Origin of the sequence: Oryzihumus leptocrescens (genome assembly GCF_006716205.1) — a bacterium.
Taxonomy (GTDB): domain Bacteria; phylum Actinomycetota; class Actinomycetes; order Actinomycetales; family Dermatophilaceae; genus Oryzihumus; species Oryzihumus leptocrescens.
Genome location: NZ_VFOQ01000001.1, coordinates 289,665 through 307,649 on the forward strand (window position 1 = coordinate 289,665; position 17,985 = coordinate 307,649).

General features: G+C 69.6%; 19 protein-coding genes. 11 read left to right on the top strand and 8 right to left on the bottom strand.

Translation table 11 applies throughout. The annotated features are described in order from the left end of the window. Positions 1–217: 217 nt before the first annotated feature. Complete coding sequence (locus FB474_RS01440; RefSeq protein WP_141787031.1) at positions 218–442, bottom strand: hypothetical protein; 225 nt, start codon at positions 440–442, stop codon at positions 218–220. Between the two features lie 671 nt (positions 443–1,113). Between FB474_RS01440 and FB474_RS01445 the strand changes: the two genes are divergently transcribed. From FB474_RS01445 to FB474_RS01470, 6 genes are all read left to right on the top strand, one after another. Beyond that, positions 1,114–1,350 (top strand): hypothetical protein, encoded by a 237-nt coding sequence (locus tag FB474_RS01445; protein WP_141787032.1) that lies wholly within the window; start codon positions 1,114–1,116, stop codon positions 1,348–1,350. A 177-nt stretch (positions 1,351–1,527) separates the two neighbouring features. After that, the gene (locus FB474_RS01450; protein ID WP_141787033.1) at positions 1,528–2,442 is read left to right on the top strand and encodes a sulfotransferase family protein; all 915 of its coding nucleotides are present in this window, start codon (positions 1,528–1,530) and stop codon (positions 2,440–2,442) included. 59 nt (positions 2,443–2,501) lie between these two features. After that, entirely contained in the window at positions 2,502–2,711 is a 210-nt protein-coding gene (locus FB474_RS01455; RefSeq protein WP_141787034.1) for a hypothetical protein, read from the top strand. Positions 2,712–3,258: 547 nt separating this feature from the next. Next, entirely contained in the window at positions 3,259–3,591 is a 333-nt protein-coding gene (locus tag FB474_RS01460) for a hypothetical protein (protein WP_141787035.1), read from the top strand. A gap of 115 nt (positions 3,592–3,706) precedes the next feature. Next, positions 3,707–4,030: a UBP-type zinc finger domain-containing protein gene (locus FB474_RS01465; protein ID WP_425465309.1), complete on the top strand. Its 324-nt coding sequence runs from the start codon at positions 3,707–3,709 to the stop codon at positions 4,028–4,030. Between the two features lie 367 nt (positions 4,031–4,397). Further along, the gene (locus FB474_RS01470; RefSeq protein ID WP_141787037.1) at positions 4,398–4,643 is read left to right on the top strand and encodes a hypothetical protein; all 246 of its coding nucleotides are present in this window, start codon (positions 4,398–4,400) and stop codon (positions 4,641–4,643) included. Between the two features lie 31 nt (positions 4,644–4,674). On the opposite strand, the gene FB474_RS01475 is transcribed toward FB474_RS01470, so the two are convergent. From FB474_RS01475 to FB474_RS01485, 3 genes are all read right to left on the bottom strand, one after another. Next, on the bottom strand, positions 4,675–5,058 hold the full coding sequence (locus FB474_RS01475) for a hypothetical protein (protein WP_141787038.1): 384 nt from the start codon (positions 5,056–5,058) through the stop codon (positions 4,675–4,677). A gap of 8 nt (positions 5,059–5,066) precedes the next feature. Next, positions 5,067–5,369: a three-helix bundle dimerization domain-containing protein gene (locus tag FB474_RS01480; RefSeq protein WP_141787039.1), complete on the bottom strand. Its 303-nt coding sequence runs from the start codon at positions 5,367–5,369 to the stop codon at positions 5,067–5,069. A 299-nt stretch (positions 5,370–5,668) separates the two neighbouring features. Beyond that, positions 5,669–5,980, bottom strand: a complete 312-nt coding sequence (locus FB474_RS01485; RefSeq protein WP_141787040.1) for a hypothetical protein — start codon at positions 5,978–5,980, stop codon at positions 5,669–5,671. Positions 5,981–6,194: 214 nt separating this feature from the next. Between FB474_RS01485 and FB474_RS01490 the strand changes: the two genes are divergently transcribed. Further along, positions 6,195–6,626 (top strand): SRPBCC family protein, encoded by a 432-nt coding sequence (locus FB474_RS01490; RefSeq protein WP_185745991.1) that lies wholly within the window; start codon positions 6,195–6,197, stop codon positions 6,624–6,626. 183 nt (positions 6,627–6,809) lie between these two features. Here the strand turns inward: FB474_RS01490 and FB474_RS01495 are convergent, their stop codons facing one another. The 3 genes from FB474_RS01495 to FB474_RS01505 all read right to left on the bottom strand — a co-directional run bounded on the left by FB474_RS01495 (position 6,810) and on the right by FB474_RS01505 (position 9,857). After that, complete coding sequence (locus tag FB474_RS01495) at positions 6,810–7,064, bottom strand: hypothetical protein (RefSeq protein WP_141787042.1); 255 nt, start codon at positions 7,062–7,064, stop codon at positions 6,810–6,812. Between the two features lie 457 nt (positions 7,065–7,521). Continuing rightward, entirely contained in the window at positions 7,522–9,021 is a 1,500-nt protein-coding gene (locus FB474_RS01500) for a hypothetical protein (protein WP_141787043.1), read from the bottom strand. Continuing rightward, complete coding sequence (locus FB474_RS01505; RefSeq protein WP_141787044.1) at positions 8,994–9,857, bottom strand: hypothetical protein; 864 nt, start codon at positions 9,855–9,857, stop codon at positions 8,994–8,996. Before FB474_RS01505 ends, FB474_RS01500 begins: the two co-directional genes overlap by 28 nt. Before the next feature lie 1,025 nt (positions 9,858–10,882). On the opposite strand from FB474_RS01505, the gene FB474_RS01510 reads away from it, so the two are divergent. After that, on the top strand, positions 10,883–11,371 hold the full coding sequence (locus FB474_RS01510) for a hypothetical protein (RefSeq protein ID WP_221632400.1): 489 nt from the start codon (positions 10,883–10,885) through the stop codon (positions 11,369–11,371). A 282-nt stretch (positions 11,372–11,653) separates the two neighbouring features. Further along, entirely contained in the window at positions 11,654–14,161 is a 2,508-nt protein-coding gene (locus FB474_RS01515; protein ID WP_185745992.1) for a bifunctional YncE family protein/alkaline phosphatase family protein, read from the top strand. A 997-nt stretch (positions 14,162–15,158) separates the two neighbouring features. On the opposite strand, the gene FB474_RS01520 is transcribed toward FB474_RS01515, so the two are convergent. Next, the gene (locus FB474_RS01520) at positions 15,159–15,554 is read right to left on the bottom strand and encodes an Ig-like domain-containing protein (RefSeq protein WP_141787046.1); all 396 of its coding nucleotides are present in this window, start codon (positions 15,552–15,554) and stop codon (positions 15,159–15,161) included. Positions 15,555–15,754: 200 nt separating this feature from the next. Between FB474_RS01520 and FB474_RS01525 the strand changes: the two genes are divergently transcribed. Together FB474_RS01525 and FB474_RS01530 are read left to right on the top strand one after the other, a co-directional pair. After that, complete coding sequence (locus FB474_RS01525; RefSeq protein WP_141787047.1) at positions 15,755–16,570, top strand: COG4705 family protein; 816 nt, start codon at positions 15,755–15,757, stop codon at positions 16,568–16,570. A gap of 929 nt (positions 16,571–17,499) precedes the next feature. After that, positions 17,500–17,958: a pyridoxamine 5'-phosphate oxidase family protein gene (locus tag FB474_RS01530; protein ID WP_141787048.1), complete on the top strand. Its 459-nt coding sequence runs from the start codon at positions 17,500–17,502 to the stop codon at positions 17,956–17,958. Positions 17,959–17,985: the final 27 nt, after the last annotated feature.

The following is a 17,985-nucleotide window of genomic DNA, read 5'->3' on the forward strand; positions in this document are numbered from 1 at the left end:
CCCACAAACGCCACTATCCGCCGGTTCCGGGAGGGGGACCTGCTGAATGTGACCTACGTTCGGCCCGGCTGAACCGTCAGCAGAGCAAGGCCTGGCCGCAGGTAGTAGAGGGGGCCGGGCCGTGGTGGTCGCGACGGCGTTCGAGGCTAGCCCTACACGAGCTGCAACGTTCTGGAGCGGCCCGTGCACTGTGCTGCGAGCCCAGCAACCCGCCGGCCTAAGCCTGCTGCTTGTCCCGTTCGCTGAGCAGCCACAGCGCCTGCTCGGCGTTGAGGGCCTTGATCTCACCGACGGTGACGTCGCCGTAAGCCAGCGCCCGGATGATGGGGTTGAGGTAGGTCAGCTCGGCGCTGTCCTGCTTGGCGATGGCGCGCCGGATGCGCCCGGGCAGGTCGGGAGTCACAGGAACGTCGAATGAGAGCGGGCCAGGTGCGATGCTCATGTGGGTGTTCCCTCCTGTTCGTGCCGGTCATCGACGGTCACCACGTTGCCGCGTCGCGACAAGCAGCGCTCGACCACGGCATGAACTGCATGGGCGCCGAGCGCGAAGACTGCCTCGCAAACACCCTTTGCTCACAAAAGGTCCCGGCGCTGCGGTCCACCGGTCGCTGCGGTGTCTCAGGTTCCTAACGAAGGGCCTCCAGCCGAGGACCCTGGTGTGCGGACGCGTCCAGAATGGGTTGGCACCCGGCCCGTCCCCGGCTCAGATAGTCGGAGTGTGGGCTAGGCGCCCGGGACCTCCCTCGACCCTTGTGGTCATCCCGGGCGCCGGGGGTGCTGCATCCGGCCCTGCTGCGGGCTCAGCCTTGATCCACGGGGATGGGTTCACCCGGTGGTACGCGCGCCGCATCCGAAACGCCAGAACGGTGCCGGACGCCATGTTGACCACGGCGATGCCTCCGCGGATCGGGACCCAGCCCTCGGCCCGGCGGTGCGCGAGCCACGCCTCCAGCGGCACGCCGATCTGGGGGTCGAACTCAAGGTGCCTGGTGGACGGCGACGGCATCCGTCCACGCTAGTCGCGCCGCCGGGCGATGCTAGGGCCAGGGGCCGGCAGGATCCACAGGTCGGTTAGGGCCCGCAGCGGGCCCTGGGGACCTATCGTTGCTGGTCATGAGGCCGGTCGAGCTGATGACCGAGGAGGAACTGGTCGCCGAGGCGACTCAGCTTCAGCACGTGTACGAGGCCCACGTCCGACAGGTCTCGGAGACCGTGGGACGGGCCACGATGGGCGACATGGACGATCAGCTGACGCGCTACTTCGACGTCCGCAGCGAGCTGCAGCAGCGCCTGGACGGCGGGCCCGGTGTCCGCGCCATCGCCTGGAGGCCACCGGACCCGAGCGGCTGACCTGACCCCTAGGGCGGGAACCGCCCCGGGAGTCGCCACCGCCCCGTTCAGGTGGACTTCAGGGGATTCCGAGCCGGCATTCACCAAGCCGCCCCGCGCGTGACACCTGAGTGCCCACGGGTGATCACCGCGCCGGCGCAGCGTGGATACAGGACGCCCCGGACGAAGGGCCTGACCATGCTGGCATTCGTGATCGGCACCGGCCGCTGCGGCTCGACGATGCTCACCGAGCTGATCGCCCGGCACCCCGAGGTGGGGTTCGTCTCCAACATGGACGACAAGCTCGCCCGGCTCAACCTCAAGGGCCGCTGGAACAACACCCTGTTCTCCCGGGCCGCCGAGCGCGACCCCTCCCTGGTTGCCTTCGAGCATCGGCGCCGGCTCGTCGAGCGCGGCCGCGTCCGGGTGGCACCGTCCGAGGGGTGGTCCCTGCTGGAACGCCAGGTCTCCGGCGCCCTGGTGCGCCCCTGCCGGGACCTGACCGCAGCGGACGCCAGTCCCTGGCTGGTGAACCGGATCCAGGAGTTCTTCGACACCCGGATCGCCGCCCAGCACACGCCCGCGTTCGTGCACCACGTCACCGGCTGGCCCCGGGCCGGCCTGCTCTCGGCTGCCTACCCGGACGCCCGGTTCATCCACGTGGTCCGGGACGGCCGTGCCGTGGCCAACTCCTGGCTGCAGATGGGCTGGTGGGACGGCTACCGCGGGCCGGACCGCTGGTTCCTCGGCCCGCTACCGCCGGCCTACCGCGACCTGTGGGAGGAGTCCGGGCGCTCGTTCGTGTCCCTCGCGGGATTGGGGTGGCGAATGCTCATCGAGGCCGCACTCGAGGCCGAGCAACGGGCCCCGGAGGGCCAGTGGCTCACTGTGCGGCATGAGGACGTCCTGGAGGACCCCCGCGGCCAGATGAAGTCGGTGCTGGAGTTCCTCGGGCTTGACTGGACACCGGCCTTCGAAGCCGGCTTCACCCGCCACCACATCTCGTCGACACGGGGCCGCTCCTGGCTACGGGACCTGACAGCCGCGCAGGCCGAACAGCTTGAAGACGTCATCGCGGAGCCGCTGGTACGCCTGGGCTACCCGCGCCGATGACCAGGCGCCTTCGCCGGGGTCGGTTCGCTGGGCTCAGGTGCAGGCTCTACGGTGAGCCCATGAAGCCGGTCCGGGCGATGACCGATCACGAGCTCCGTAACGAGGCAGGCCCGCTGCAAGCGGTGTACGAGGCGCACCTCGCCACCGTGAGCGACGACGTAGCCCGAGCAACTGCCGGCGCCCTCGACGAACACCTGTCACGCTACGTCGAGTTGCGCAGCGAGCTGGACCAGCGCGGGGGTGACCAGGCCCCACCTCTGGAGACCTAAGGGACGCTTTGGTCCTGTCCCGGAGTCCACTGTTCCGGTCCGCGTCACCCATGAACGCCACGGATCGGGCGTCGTGACTTTGGGCTGAGGGGGGGAGTCGCCGTGCTCATCGACTTCGCCAGCCGACACCTTCAGGATGCCCCCGCCTGCTCCCAACCTGCGGCATGTGAGGCAGTTCAGCGGTCCGTCCCGGACGCTCGTTCGGCGGCTGTGCAGCCTCGCCTCATGGGGTCGGCATCCCCACCCCTCGAAACATGTCCTTGTGCGGCGATGTGTTTGCCTGACAGTCACCGTTCGGTAACCCATCGTTACACAAGATTTCGACGCTTTCGTAGGAGCGCGCTTGGGCTCCGGGGGATTGCATGGGTGACGTGGAACTGCTGCCTGACGTTGCGCGGTCCCAGATCGACGCGCAAAGCTCGGCTGGGGGGCGACTGCATGCTCTTGAGGGCGAACTGGCTCGTCGGGCGCAATCGGCGCTGGAGCGGGTGCGCGGGGTGTGGGACCGGTTCCATGCGCTGGCCGGAGCCCGAAGGGTGACGTAGCCGTGAGCTACAACGTGGCCGTGTGGGAAGGCCCCCGGCCGATCAACAACAGCGCGGCAGGGGTGGAGTTCGACCGGCTCATGGATGTGGCGGAGGCGCAGGATGCACCTCCCACCCCGCGCATCGTCGCGTTCGTGAAGGCTCTTCTCGCCGTGTGGCCGGACGGTGACGGGGCATCGCCTTGGGCTCTTGAGCCCATGCGGGACGCCTGCGGGCCGATTGTCTTTCTGGGCGTGCGTTTTGACGATGCCGCGGGTGCTCTGCCGTTGATCGCCGGCACAGCGCACCGGCGGGGTCTGGTCTGCTTCGACCCGCAGGTCCACCGGCTGCTGTGAAGTCTGGCGGACCGATGCAGCCCACCTCGGGCTTTCGGGGACTGACCACCTACCCCATTTCGCCACCGATGAAAGGGGCCGAGTCGTGAGTCGCATCAGTGAGATCAGGACCGAGGTGGCACCCAGCGGACCTGGCTGCGCCGACTGCGAGGCGCAGGAGCCTCCCGGCTGGTGGTTACATCTGCGCCGCTGTGCCCGGTGCGGGCACGTCGGGTGTTGCGACTCATCCCCCTCCCAGCACGCCTCAGCCCATTACCGAACTACGGGACACCGCCCGGTCCAAAGCTACGAACCCGGCGAGGACTGGTTCTTCGACTACCGCACCGGCGACTGGCTCGACGGCCCAGAGCTCGCGCCGCCAAGATCCCATCCACTCCGTCAGCAGGTCCCGGGGCCGGCGGGGCGGGTACCGCCCAACTGGATGTCCAAGCTGCATTAGCGAACCCGGGCATGACCCGTCGACCTTCCCGTCAGCGCCTCGCGTGCCGTCGGGACATCCACAGCTGAGATGCCCTGTGTCGGGGTGTACGCGAACGCTCTCGTGGCCAACCCGGTCCTGGCCACCGCCACCTGCAGCCTGCAGGGAACCCGCTCGCTGGTGGCGGTCGAGTCCGACCGAGGCCGCAAGGCTCCGCTCGAAGGGGCGCCGTTGGGCCGTGGACGGGTGTGCATCGGGCATGGAACGGCGGGTCGGCGGTGATGGTTTGCGCCGGTCGGCCCCGGCATTCACATCGGCGTTGCCTGCCGATCACCGTGGGGGTCGAGGGTGAGGCGCCCGTTCAGACATGGCGTGGTGGAGGGCTGGGATGAGCATGGACCTGGACCTGGTGGTACCGACGGACCTGCCGACCCGGCTTCGTCGGGCGATCGCCCACAACGATGCCCAGGAGCTGGAGGTCCTCAGCCCGATCATCCGGGGGCTCACGCAGGGGCTGGTCCGGCTGAGCGAGATCGAGGCCCTGGACGTCGAGGTGGCTCGGCGGCTGGTGTGCGCGCGGGAGAAAGCCCGCGCTGCCCGGCGCCGCCGCCGGGTTGCGCCGAAGGCCTCTTGAGGCTCTGGCTCAGGCGCCAAGAGCAGGTGGCCTAGGGGTTGAACTCGACCCGTGTCCAGCGCACGGAGTCGAGCCAGTCGGGGTGGTCCAGGGCCCAGCCCGCCACGAGGTGGTGCGCGGACTCGACGTCGCCGACGGCGGTATGGAAATGCCGTTCCGGGCTGCCTGCCCGGTGCTTGACCTCCCAGCCCGGATCGCGCTCGGTGCGCAGCACCTGCACGTAGGTCTGACCCGAGGAGTCGTCGAGGCGTTCGACGATCAGGCAGCTTCCTTCGCCGGCGTCGATGTCCTCCAGGAGCCCGAGCAGCTCAGTGTCCGAGGGGTCGTCCAGCACCGCCCCGCGATCGGTGGCGGCCCGCAGCCGCCCTCCAACGGACCGGTATGCCGTGGGGTCGGGTTGGCCTGCGCCCGACATGGCCGTGGTCAGCTCACCGACGAGGCTTGCGAGGCGACCCCGCTGGCACCAGCCCTGCCCTGCACGGCCCCACTTGGGGCGATGGTGACCGAACGCAGGTCGCTGCTGGCGTAGCGATGGACCAGCAGCGGCAGGAACGTGCGCACCCGGGCGTCGGCGAAGCGGGCGGCTACCTCGTCGAGAACCCGATCCACCACCTCTGCCCCGGTGCGCAGGTCGAAGTCCCGGTGCAGTTGCGCGGCGACCTCGCGGAAGTCGGGGTGCAGCCCGTGGCGGATCCGGGAGCTGAGCGGGGTCGAGACCTGATCCATGCCTGATGGTCACGTGCGATCTCGCACCCGCACATCCCCCAAACGAACCAGGAAGGGCAGTTGTCGACTCGCACCCAGGCGTGGGTGCCGTGCGATCGCGTACGCCGTTGGGGGAGTCACTTCCCGCGATGGGCAATTGTCCGAATGACCTCCCCAGCAACACCGGCCGTTCGTTGGCTTCAACCGTGGCCCGGCGCGTCTTGGAGGTCGCGAGAGGCCCGCGAGACCTCGTCGAGTTCGCAGCCGTCGTGTCCAGGGTGGCGCGGGACCGTCTGTACCTCGGGCGAGGTGAGACCCCGCTACTGGTTGTGAGAGGCCCGCTGGTAGTTGACGACCTGCACCAAGTGCACCGCGCCAAGCAAAGTAAGCACTGCCAGCACCGCGACGATCACCAGCAGGGCTCGCTGGCCAGAAGAGCTGAGTCGGCCGCTGAGAACTCGGCCGGCGGTCACCGCGGCGACACCGAGCACCAGGATCACCTTGCCTTGCCTCGGATCGGCGTCGAATCCCCACCACGCGGCACCCAGCACCGCAGCGATCACGCCCACGACCAGCAGGGCGCGGGTGCCCTGGGTCTTCGCGCGCTCGGATACCTCCGGGCCTGGCGTCATCGCACCCCCTGGGCGATCGTTCCTCGATCAGGAGTGTGCCAGGGCGGCCACTGCGTCAACAGAACGCTGAGATCGCACCCGCCTCGAGGGCGGTCTCGCCACCACCGCTGACCAAGCCACAAGGATCTGCCATCCGGGCCGGACGATGCCCGCACCGCCGGCGCCGGGCGACCATGGTCTTCGCAGGGGTGACTGCACAGCTTGGAGCAACCCCATGCCACAGGCCCAGCGCTCGGTCCTTATCGGCCGTCCAGTTGAGGACGTCTTCGCGTTCTTCACCGATCCGGCCAACGACCACCGGTGGCGACCTCAGGTCATCAGCACAGCCAGCCAGGGACCGCCGGTCGTCGGGGAGAGGATCCATCTGGTCGTGAACGGACACGGCGGGCGCGGGGTCCCGGCGGACGTCGAGGTGACGGCCTACGAACCGGCCAGCAGGTACGCGTTCAAGGGCGCCGAGGGGCCGGTGCGTCCCAGGGGGGAGTACCGCTTCGCCTCGTACGGCTCCGGCACCGAGGTCACCTTCATCCTCGATGCCGAGATCCCTGGCCTTCGGAAGCTGTTCATGAGCGCCCGCGTCCAGAAGTCCATCGAAGGTGAGATGAGGGCCCTCGACACAGCCAAACGGCTGCTCGAGCTGGGCTGATCAGCCGGCCCCATGCGGGGGCGCGGACTCGATGCCGTCAAGGGGCGGCCCGTCCTCACGCCGCTGGAGCTCGCTGCGAACGTCGAAGTACCGCGACAAGTCCTCATCGATGTCGCCCACCGTGGCGGGCTCGAACGTGCCCGCGCACACGCCGAGCAGGAGCTCCGGGTGGCAGGGACTGGATTAGCCGCGGATTCGTCGAGCCGCCTCATCGGGGTCCATGCCCTCGACCAATAGCGATGCCAGCTTGGCCCATTTCGCGTCATCCATCTCGACCCGCAACGGCGCCAAGCTGCGTGCCAGCGCAGCTTGGTCCGCCAGCGCGGTCTCAGCCGCCGTCCCCCGGAAGGAGGGCGGGACCGGCGGCGCCGATTCCAGGGCCGCGGCCCGCTCGAGCAGCTGCCCAGGGTTCATCTGCAGCAGCTGTGCCAGTGCCACTCTTCGCACCAGGGGGTCCATGGGCTTCATCCCCGTGGCCGGGCACGCGGCCGGTCAGGAAGCCTGCACGGCCGGGTTCGCGACAGGCAACCGCATCGGCAAGGCGTGGCCCCGATTGGGTGGCGACCAGCGTGACTTTCGGTGCGGCGCCAGGTTGGACACTGCGCCTGGCGCCGGGTGGACGCCTCGGCTGCGTTCATCCTCGGGGGCTTGTCCTTTCTCGGGTTGGCCGGTCGGGGGCTGGGGGGACCGGCGCCGTGTGCGGTGGTTGCGCTGGTGATTTGGTCCGACACGGTGGCCGTCGCTCCTTGTTGCGCGCGTCGTGGGTGGCGAAGGCACTTGTGGGTGGGGTGGTTGTCATCTGAACAGAGCATGGAGTCGCTCGGCTGGGGCGGCGCGTGGTGTGAGCGGGCCTGAAGGGAGGTGATTCGCCGCTTCGCTCGCGCCACCTGCCGCCTCAGCCGGGCTCTAATGCTGACCACGGGTGTGGGTACTGCGGTTCGGCCAGGCCGGCGCGGTGGTGGACCAGGGCGTTGTTGAGCAGGGCGAAGCAGTACTGGTCGAGCAGGCCGCGGCGCCAGCCCAGGCTCATGGCCCGGCCGATGAGCAGGGTCCGTTTGAACAGGTAGTGGTGGCTTTCGGCGTCGCTGCGCAGGCCGACGATGCGCTGCCCGTCAGGGTCGGTGGCGGCGATGACCCGGACGTGCTCTGCGCGGCTGGCGTCCTGGTCGGCGCGGTCGGCGTGGGGGCTGACCCAAACCCAGAACGGGTCGGCAGTGCAGGGCACCTCGTAGCCCACGCTGAAGTGGAACCGCCCGTCGGCGCGGCGGGGGCGCTTGACCTGCCGCCGGGCGAGCTGGGCGAGTAGCACCGGGTCGCCGCTCTCGTCGAGGCCGATCTCGCTGACGGCTCCGTTGACCGCGGCCAGAACGTGAAGGCAGGGACCCAGGATGGTGTCGTGCTCCCAGGTGCCCAGGGGGAAGCTTCTGGCGGCGCGCCCGCCCGGCAGGCGTACCGCGGCGGGGGCGAGCTCGTCGGCGGTCATGGTGCCGGGTTTGGAGATCACCACGTAGCCGTGGTGGCGCATGACGTGGTCGATGTGTACGCCGCGGAAGGCGCCGTCGTAGACGACCGCTTGAAGTCCGTCGCCCAGGACGCGGCGGATATCTCCGAGCAGGGTCACCGCGGTCTCGGCCTCCCGTCCGGGCGATTCGACCCGGCCGATGGTCAGGATGACTCGCTGGTAGTAGGAGCTGCCGCGCACGTGCCAGGCGACGTAGTTGGTGGCGTGGGCTGGGCCGCCCTTGCCGTGGTGTTCGGCCGCGTCCGGGTCGTACCGGCGGGTCGGGGTCTCGAGCAGCTCACCAGTGATCGGGTCGGGGTAGAACACTTGCACGGACCCGTCAGGGAGGGTTTGTCGTAGCGCGTCCGGGGGCCGGTACATGGGAGTCACCAGGGTGCCGTCGCCGTAGGCGGTGCGGGTCTTGGCAGGGTGCGACCAGGACCCGCCCCCGGTGGTTAGGCACAGGCCCAGTCCGTGCGCCAGCGCGCTGGCTTCCTGCAAGTGCACCTCGGCGACGCGGCCCAGCCCGTCGTCGGTGCTCAGATGCCTGTTTCGGGCGGTCACCCAAGTGCTCCACGTCGGTGGGGCAAGGGCGGACGGCGCCGCGACGCCCAGCGTCCTGGCTGCGTGCGCTGCCTGTGTCTGCACGTGAGACCAGACCTGCGGGGAGTGGAGCTCTGCGTGGGCGCGGGCGCCGGAGCGGTAGTGCCGCGCCAGCGCCCCGTACAGCAGCACCGACCACCCGGGATGTTCCCGCGGCCGGCCGACCGCGCACCGCTCGGGGAGCAGGTCGCCGAGCGCGTAGAGCTCGGGGCTGTGCACCAGGGCGGTGATCGTCTCGGCGGTGCTCGGGACCCGGGTGCGGCCTAGGAGGGTGGGGAGGAAGGTTTCCATTGCAGTCCAATCTCGGCGGCCGCGGCGTCAAGGCTGTTGCAGCCCAGGCGGACCGCCACCTGCTCCAGGGGTAGGCCGCTGCGGTAGAGGCTCTGGCCGGCCCAGCCGCGCAGCGACCGGGCCCGCACGCCGGGGTCCTGCCGCAGGCCCGCGACCTCCATCACCTTGGTGATCTGGGTGCAGACGGACGCCTGAGCCAGATACTGACCTCCGGTGCCGGTCCCGGCGTAGGCCAGCAGGGTCAAGTCATCGGCACCGTTCGCCCGCAGGAGTCGGACCTGGCGGCGCACCACCAGCGCGCCCCATGCGCTGAGCTGTCCCACGCGCGCGGCGTACCGCCGCGAGGAAGGAAACCACACCGCGCGCGGGTCCACGGGGTCATCCAGGGCGCCCAAGCACGCCGCCCCGATCTCGCTGGTGGCGGCGGTCGCCTCACCCAGCGCCCACGCGACCGCGCGTCGCAACGAGCCGGCGCCGGACTCCCCGAGACGGCTCGTCGCGCGGCACAGCACCACCTCATCGTCAGTCAACGGCCGGTACGCACGGGAAGACCGCGGGGGCAACCTCAGGTCCAAGGTCGGGTCACCACCGACGATCCCCAGGCCACGCAACGTGCGGAACACCGCGCGCACCGTCGAGCGCCGCAGGTGCTGCGTCGATGAGCTGGGCGCCCCACCCCTTCGCGTCGGTGCGGTGATGAACGACTGACAGTCCCCGGCGCTGACATCGGTCCACGCCGACCGCCCAGATCGACTCAGCCGCGCCACGAACCGCGAACCGATCTCCTCCAACCGTGCGCCCGTCTGCTCGGCCAGCAGGGCGTCGTCGTGCCACACGCTCAGCACCTGCGCCCACCCGGGAGCCAGACCCAGCTCCGGTCTGGCGCCGGCAGCGGCCCAGGCCGGGGTCAGCCGACGCGCTGCCATCGACGTGGCCATTGGCTCGATGCCACGCAACGTGGGCGCCGCCAGCCCCTACCGGACACTCCCGCTCGGGGGCGACAACGCACTGAGTGCCGCGGCCAGGACCGTCTCACCCATCCACGCCCGCCCCGCCAAGCAGTCACCCCAGAACGACCGCGAGAACCCAAACCGCGCGCACACCTGCGCCGCGGTGTCTCGGCTGCCGCGCTCGCGAACAAGCCGAGCGACCTGGTGTTCGATGGCTGCGACCTGCAGAGAGCGGGGGTCCCCACCGGGCGGCAACCGCCACGTGGGGTGCGGATGTGACCCGAATTGGTGGGGATCGCGCAGGTAGTCCCTCGGGTGCAGGGTGCGGGCGTCCAGGCGGCGACGGCGGTTCGGCATGCCGCGGACGGTGACGACGCGGGGACCCACGGCATTCGCCTCTGACCGGTGCCCCGCGCGGTGGGCGGTGACATGAGCGCACCACAACACGGCCGCGGCGGCCGAGGCTATGACCGCGGGGGAACGTCCGATGAGCCCGGCCAGTCATCGGAGGTTCCCTGCCGCCGCTTGCCGCTGAGCTGAGCCTCCGCCCACGCTGATCGCATCACGGCCGCCGCGACGACGTCCCGGCTCGTTGACCACCAGGAGCCAGCACATGAGCCACTCGACTGATCCCCACCCCGGTGACAGCTCCCGCCCCGAGGATGACGCCCGCCGGGGTGACATCGGAGTGCCACGGTGCGCCACCGTCGGGCACGAGCAACTGCCCGCCGCGGCCCTGGGGGTCTTCGACGACGGCGACCAAGCCACTCCCGAAGTCCCCTACTGCGCCGACTGCGCGCAACTGCTTGCCGCCGCCGCGGAGTACACCATCACCGAGGCCCTGGACCCGGACGCCCTCGGGTCGACGGTGTGCCCACACTGCCACGGAGCCGGGCGCCTACCGCGGCCCCATGCCGGTGTCGTGGACGCCGCCGGTCCGGCGGCACAGGCCTCCCCAGCCGGGCACGACCAAAGTAATCGTCGATGAGTGCGACCCTGAGGTCGACAAGGCGGCATATGAGCTCGCGTCGCGCCGTGACCGCGGTGCTGGCCGGGTCTGGATGACTGGCGAGGAGATCCGGCCAACGGGAGAGCAGGCGCAGCTCAAGCTCCCGGCCGTCGGCGCGGGCCGCTGGCGGGTCCGGACCGAGACCGCCAGCTACGACCTCGACCTGGACGCGGGTACCGCACGCAGGGCACCGTTGCCCGTCCCCATGGAGGACAGCGGCTGGGCGCCGGTGGCCGACCTTCGTCGCGACGAAGAGGCCATCCCGTTGATCTGGGTGCTGCGCTGCCGGGTGGGAGAGTCAATGCTCTTGGCCTTGGATCTGCGTGGTGACGGAGTCATCACCTTCCGCGCCACTACCCCCGTAGTTCTCATTGTGCGGATTGACGATTAGCCATTCCAGACATACGGCGCCACACGTATTCGTCGACTCCGCCGGGCGCATCCATCCGGTGCGGGGGAGGTCGACCCGGTCTGGAGCAACGCCATGGGGCTGCACCTTCTGCGACCGCATTCCTGCCTGCGGGTTTTGGTTCCACAGTGGGGCGTTCGTGAGAATTTGTTGCTTTGTCGTTCATGTGTAACCGCCACCCTCTGCGTGGAACCTGGCCCGCACGGGGCCGACGGACTGGAAGAGGACGACCACGTGAGGAAAAGGCAGCGTGCGGCCGCGTTGGTGACCGTCATCGCAGGAGCCGTGCTGGTCGGGGGTGGGGCTGCTTTCGGCGTCGCCGGGAACTTCGACCACCCCGGCCCACGCCCGGACGGAACCGCCATGACGCCGGTGGGGTGGCAGGTGACCCCCGCGGGCAGCACCCACCCGGCCGGGTCCTTCCCTGCGAACGCGGTCCTCTCACCTGACGACCGAGCGGTGTTGGTTCCCGGCGTCATCCGCAACGCGCACTCCCGGCAGACCGTGGACGTCCTGGACAGCCGCACCGGCGCGCTGCTGCAGGAGGTCGAGCTCAACCCCGACGACGCCACGAAGCGCGAGGGTGTCGCGCCCGGGCTCGTGTTCAGCCATGACGGCCGGAGCGTCTACCTGGCCACCGCGAACAAGAACTCCGTGCTGGGGTTCGACTGGGACCCCGCCGCGCGCCGGTTGACCCCGACCCGGACGCTCGCGCTGCCGGACGGCTCCTACCCCCAGATGGTGACGACGTCCCCGGACGACAAGACGGTCTACGCCGTGGGGCAGTACGCGCGCAAGCTGTTCGCCGTCGATGTCGCCACGGGCGCGACGACGTCCGCACCGACGGGGGCGTACCCGTTCGGGGTGGCGCTCAGCGGGGACGGCCACACGGCATACGTGTCCAACCAGGCGGACAAGACCGTGTCGGTCTTCGATGTCAACGCGACGTCGCTGGTGCCGAAGGCGCCCATCGCGGTGGGGACGCACCCCAACCACCTGCTGGGCGACCCCGCGCGGCACCGCGTGTTCGTGAGCAACGGGGACAGCGACCAGATCTCGGTCATCGACACCCGCACGAACGCCGTCCAGCACACGATCGCGCTGAGCCCATACCGCGGCGCCGGTGCCGGCACGTCGCCGCTCGGCATGGCGCTCACCTCCGATGGGAAGACGCTGTACGTGGCCAACGCCGGCAACAACGACGTCGCCGTGGTGAACACTGGTTCGGGCGGGGACTTCGGACACGTCAACGGCCTCATCCCCACCGCCTGGTACCCCACCGGCGTGCAGGTGACCAAGGACGGGTCCAGGCTGCTCATCGCCGACGGCAAGGGGCTGGGCACCGGCTCCAACAAGGGCTCCGCGACCCTGGCCGACCCGACGAACCACCCGTGGATCGAGGACTTGGTCAAGGGCATGCTCCAGGTGGTGCCCACGCCGAGCGCCGCCCAGCTGCAGCGGTATTCCCGCCAGGTCGAGCTCAACAACGACACCACCAGCTCCGGTGCGGTCCGCGGCTACGGCGGCGGGGCCCCGGCGACGATCATCCCCCGGCATCCGGGGCAGGGGTCGCCCATCAAGCACGTGATCTACGTGGTCAAGGAGAACCGGACCTACGACCAGATCCTCGGTGATCTGGGCAAGGGCAACGGCGACCCGTCGCTGGCCATCTTCGGCAAGGACGTGACGCCGAACCAGCACGCGCTGGCCAGCAAGTTCGCCACGCTGGACAACTTCTATGTCAACGGTGAGGTCAGCCAGGACGGCTGGGACTGGGCCACTCAGGGCAACTCCAACCCGTACAACCAGCTCGGCACCCACCAGGGCTACGACGGCAACGGCTCGGAGTACGACTCCTCCGGCTACCTCGACTCCCCGGTGACGGCCGGCGGCGCCGACCCGGGCAAGGCGTTCCTGTGGGACCGGGCGGCCGCAGCAGGCCAGAGCTTTCGGCACTACGGGATGCACTCGCTGCCCGCGGACTGGTTCGGCCCGAAGAACCAGGTCACGTGTGCGAGCGGCGAGTACTGCGCGTACGAGCCGCTGCTGAACCAGAACACCGACCACCACTACCCGTGGTTCGACATGGAAATCACGGACCAGAGCAGGGTCGCGGAGTGGAAGAAGGAGTTCGACCAGTACGTCGCGAAGGACAACCTGCCGTCGTGGCAGTTCGTTGACCTCCCGCGTGACCACACTTACGGCTGGTATGCCGGCGGGTCCACCGCCAAGGCGATGGTCGCCGACAACGACTACGCCCTGGGACAGCTCGTCTCCACGGTCTCGCACTCGAAGTACTGGAAGGACACGGCCATCTTCGTCGTCGAGGACGACGGCCAGGACGGACCGGACCACGTGGACGCACACCGCTCCCCGGCCCTGGTCATCAGCCCGTACACCCAGCGCGGGATCGTTGACTCCCACTTCTACAACCAGACGTCGGCCCTGCGGACGATGGAGCTGCTGATGGGTCTGGGCCCGCTGTCGCAGTACGACGCGGCCGCGGTCCCGATGATCTGGACGTTCGGGGACCGTGCGAACCTCACTCCGTACGAGGCCCTGGTACCGCGGCAGTCCCTCACCGATAGGAACCCGGCCAACTCCACGTCGGTCATGACCCCGCAGGCGATCCAGGGAGCGCCCGATCAGGTCGACGAGCACGCGCTGAACGAGGAGATCTGGCGCTCGGTGCGCGGCCCGCATGCGAATGTGCCACCGGCGCAGCACCACGTCTTCCCGGCCCAGGGGCAATCTGGGACGGCGGATCACTAGGCCGAGACGGCACCTCGGGCAGCGGCCCGGCCCGGCACCAACGTCGGGGCTTCTGCCTTGCCATGTCCCGGCAGACCCGGAGCTCGTATGGTCGCATCCGTCAAGCGGGGCGCCACCCCCGCCTGCGAGGGGGTCGCGGCGGGGGTGGCGTCGCTGGCCACCGGACAACGGCCAGCTGCTGGCCCTCCCGCCGTGGGACGGTGTGCGGCCAAAGACGGAGAGGAGCGACGACATCGGCGCTCATCAATGCGACCTCGAGCGGCCGGGCCCCTCAACGCTGTTCGCCAGCCGCGGCGATGGGCAGCGCTGCATCACCCTTGCGACGGAGAGGACGAGCTCTGGGAGGGGCAACGTCGGGGGAGGGCCCAGGTGCGCGGCGTGTGGCGACGAAGCCCCCGGGACAGCGGCATCTAGGTGTGCGCGGGCTCGCGAGGGGCTGGCGTGCGGCCGGCGTACCGGACGGCGGTGGTCGGCGCGGTAGCGTCGTGAATCACATGGGCGCGACGACAGATCACGTGGTTCTCGTCCGGGCCGTTCCCGACTCCGGCACCGTCCTCCTCCGCGACCCAGCCTCGGACCAGGCCGGTGACCCCGTCACCAGTCTGGTCGCGGGTCGCCTGGCGAGGTTCTCACCACTGCCCGGCACGGTGTGGCGCTGCGCTGTCATCGGGAGGGTGAACCCGTGGCGGTTCGCCTTGAGGTCCACCCGGGCGATCCCGGCCCCGACCCCGAGGGGTGGGCGGACGTCGAACAGGCCGGCTTCGACAGCGCCAGTGGAATCCTCAGGGTCGAGACCTTGGCCGGCGGACCCCGGGCTAGGTCTGGCTCACCCGGGGGCGTGGAACCTGGATCCTGGGCATCACGCCACCGTGATCGATCTGGGCCTTGCGCGAGGGTGGGTCGGGGTCTGCTCTCGACCCGGATCCAGCTCACGATCCAGGAACGCAGTTCCACCTGAGTCGCTAGCCGGTAGATCCCTTGGCGTAGCGGGGGAAGTTCAGCTCACCGTGAGGAGGAGCACCTTTGACTGGTTTGCTGCGTAGTGGGAGTCGCCGGAGTACTTGGCAACAAGGGCGTGTGTGCCCTTGGCCAAGCTCACCTTGATGTGAGTCTGCATCGTCCCGTTGGCTTGGGCGGCGAGGGTGCCACACCCCAAGGTCGTGGTGGACGTGCCGTCGTAGAAGCAGACCTGCCCTGTCGGCGCAGTCGTGGACGACGTCGGCTTGACCCTGCCGTACAAGGCGACTGGGGCGGTTGAGAGGGCGGGGTTTGGTCGGGTGGCGATCAGCACTCGCGTGGTGCCGGTGCCTGCGGCGCTGGCTGTTGGAGCCAGCGCCAGGGCTGCTGTGATGGCCATGGCCCCGACGAGGGCCATCCGCTGCGATCGGTGCATGTGCACTCCTGTGTGTCGGCAGCGGCCCTGTTTTCTTGTTTACGCCGCCGACTATGCCTCATGTTCGCAAGGGGATTGTCCGCCGAATGGTTCACACGAGCGGCTACTGATGCCGGAGGGTTGGCCACCTGCGAGGGACGTAGTTCCGGTCGCGCGATCACGGGAGCGCGGGCGCCAGGCCCGCCGGTGATACTCGCCCAATGGCCACCGGCGAGCAGTCCAGAGCATTCGCGCCGGGAGTCCGCGCCGCCCTGAGCAAGGTGCCGGCGGTCACCGCGTTGTTCTGGGTCACGAAGGTACTCACCACGGGCATGGGTGAGACCGCATCCGACTACCTGGTCCGACGGATCAACCCGTTCGTGGCCGTGACGCTGGGCGCGATGGCGTTCACGGCCGCACTGAACCTCCAGTTCCGCTCGGGCCGTTACCGGCCGTGGTCCTACTGGCTGGCGGTGTCGATGGTGAGCGTGTTCGGGACCATGGCGGCTGATGTGGTGCACATCGGATTCGGTGTGCCGTACGTCGTCAGCACCATCTTCTTCGCGGTGGCCTTGGCGGTCATCTTCGCTCGCTGGTACAGCCGCGAGCACACGCTGTCGATCCACAGCATCCGCACCCCGCGGCGAGAACGGTTCTACTGGGCCACGGTGTTGTGCACCTTCGCCTTGGGCACAGCGGCCGGTGACATGACGGCCTCGACCATGCACCTGGGGTACTTCGCCTCCGGGGTGCTCTTCGCGGTCGTGATCGCCATCCCCGCCCTGGCCCACTGGCGGCTGGGGATGAACAGCATCGCAGCGTTCTGGTTCGCCTATATCGTGACGCGTCCGCTGGGCGCGTCGTTCGCGGACTGGCTGGGCGTCCCGGCGAGTCGGCGCGGCCTGGATCTCGGCACCGGCCCGGTCACGCTCACTCTGGCCGCCCTGATCGCCGTCCTTGTGGTCTACCTGTCCGTGACCGGCGCGGACCGCCCGGTCGAGGGGTCCGTTGCGGCGCCGTACACGGCGCGAGAGTAAGCAGGTTGGGGCCGACTCAGGGTCTCGGCGAGGTCAGGTCAGGCCCCAAGGAGTGCGACGCCGCCGCCAACTGGCTTGGACAACGCCCTGCTCGACCTGCGTCCACGGGAGGAGCGGTGAGCGGGGGCGCCCTAGTTCCCCGTGCGCGCCCCGGCGACGGCGCCCGCCCAGCCGTACCGCCCCAAACCGCAGGAACCACGGGGAGCCCTCGGATGAGCCGCTCACCGCTTTGACTTCCGCTGGGAGTCTCCTGAAGCCCACAGGCGGCCGGTGAGCCCTCGGCGCGAGAGCGCGTCAGCTGCGGATCCGGCGCGTCGCATCGTCCGGTTATGGCCGTTGTCATTCAACGCCCCAGGGCCACCAATGGCTTGGGCTTGGCCGCGGCATCGCTCGGTCGCGGGTGAGACGGGAACCGGCGCCCGATGCCCTTGGCCGAACCGGTTCTCACCCAGGCGCCAACAGTGATCCGTGGGCGGTACGGCCTGCATCCGCGCCGCGTCCGACCATCTGCTGCGCGTATCGACCAACTCGAGTGCCACGACGGGCTACTCACCAACATCTGCGTCGCTCGAGAAGTGGGAACGCGACGTTCCAGATCCGACCATGCCGCGACCCAGAAAGCAGCGGCGCAAGTCCCGCAGGCGTGGGCATTTTCGCAGGTCAGGGGGTTTCAGCCATACGCCACGAGGGCGGGGCACGATAGAAACCCTCGCTGCGAGGCTCGCTGGAACCTGCACCGATGGTGACGCCGTGAGAAGGGTAGCCCAAGTCCGTGACTGGCCCCGTGGCAGCATCGATCAGAGCGCAGTCGGGGATACGCCACGTTGACGACCCCCCGAGCGATGGCCGCCGCTAGCGTCGGCAGGCAGGGCGCACTCGACGCCGAGTGGCGGGGGCGACCCTCAGGATCCAACGCAGTGGGGGTGACCATGACCCAGCAAGGAGACCTCGCCCTTCTTGACGACCCAGTGGCGAAGACGCTGCTCTCATCGACCGCACTGGCCCGGCTGGCCTACCAGTGGCTGGACGGGACGCCGCGCGTAGTGCCGATCTGGTTCCACTGGAACGGGACGGAGCTCGTGCTCGGCACGCCCCCGCGTGCACCTAAGGTCCGGGCGCTCGCCTCGCACCCGCGGGTCGCCGTGACCATCGACCAGCCCGACTGGCCCTACAAGGTGCTGCTCATCCGCGGCGACGCCAGCGTGGAGAACCTCGACCACGTCAGCCCGGAGTACGAACAGGCCGCCATGCGCTACTTCGGCCCGGAGCAGGGCCGAGCGTGGGTGGAGCCGCTGCGCGATGCACCGTCGGCCCGGATCCGCATCCGGCCGACCTGGGCCGGGGTCCTGGACTTCGAGTCCCGGTTCCCCAGCGCCCTGAGCGCCTGAAGTCCGGTCGGCGACGCAACCGGACCG

Excerpts from the sequence above, each read along its gene's own strand:
- FB474_RS01440 (WP_141787031.1), bottom strand. The coding sequence starts at position 442 with ATGAGCATCGCACCTGGCCCGCTCTCATTCGACGTTCCTGTGACTCCC.
- FB474_RS01525 (WP_141787047.1), top strand. The coding sequence starts at position 15,755 with ATGGCCACCGGCGAGCAGTCCAGAGCATTCGCGCCGGGAGTCCGCGCC.
- FB474_RS01530 (WP_141787048.1), top strand. The coding sequence starts at position 17,500 with ATGACCCAGCAAGGAGACCTCGCCCTTCTTGACGACCCAGTGGCGAAG.
- FB474_RS01450 (WP_141787033.1), top strand. The coding sequence starts at position 1,528 with ATGCTGGCATTCGTGATCGGCACCGGCCGCTGCGGCTCGACGATGCTC.
- FB474_RS01485 (WP_141787040.1), bottom strand. The coding sequence starts at position 5,980 with ATGACGCCAGGCCCGGAGGTATCCGAGCGCGCGAAGACCCAGGGCACC.
- FB474_RS01480 (WP_141787039.1), bottom strand. The coding sequence starts at position 5,369 with ATGGATCAGGTCTCGACCCCGCTCAGCTCCCGGATCCGCCACGGGCTG.
- FB474_RS01500 (WP_141787043.1), bottom strand. The coding sequence starts at position 9,021 with ATGGAAACCTTCCTCCCCACCCTCCTAGGCCGCACCCGGGTCCCGAGC.
- FB474_RS01510 (WP_221632400.1), top strand. The coding sequence starts at position 10,883 with ATGCCGGTGTCGTGGACGCCGCCGGTCCGGCGGCACAGGCCTCCCCAG.
- FB474_RS01520 (WP_141787046.1), bottom strand. The coding sequence starts at position 15,554 with ATGCACCGATCGCAGCGGATGGCCCTCGTCGGGGCCATGGCCATCACA.
- FB474_RS01475 (WP_141787038.1), bottom strand. The coding sequence starts at position 5,058 with ATGTCGGGCGCAGGCCAACCCGACCCCACGGCATACCGGTCCGTTGGA.
- FB474_RS01470 (WP_141787037.1), top strand. The coding sequence starts at position 4,398 with ATGAGCATGGACCTGGACCTGGTGGTACCGACGGACCTGCCGACCCGG.
- FB474_RS01445 (WP_141787032.1), top strand. The coding sequence starts at position 1,114 with ATGAGGCCGGTCGAGCTGATGACCGAGGAGGAACTGGTCGCCGAGGCG.
- FB474_RS01490 (WP_185745991.1), top strand. The coding sequence starts at position 6,195 with ATGCCACAGGCCCAGCGCTCGGTCCTTATCGGCCGTCCAGTTGAGGAC.
- FB474_RS01455 (WP_141787034.1), top strand. The coding sequence starts at position 2,502 with ATGAAGCCGGTCCGGGCGATGACCGATCACGAGCTCCGTAACGAGGCA.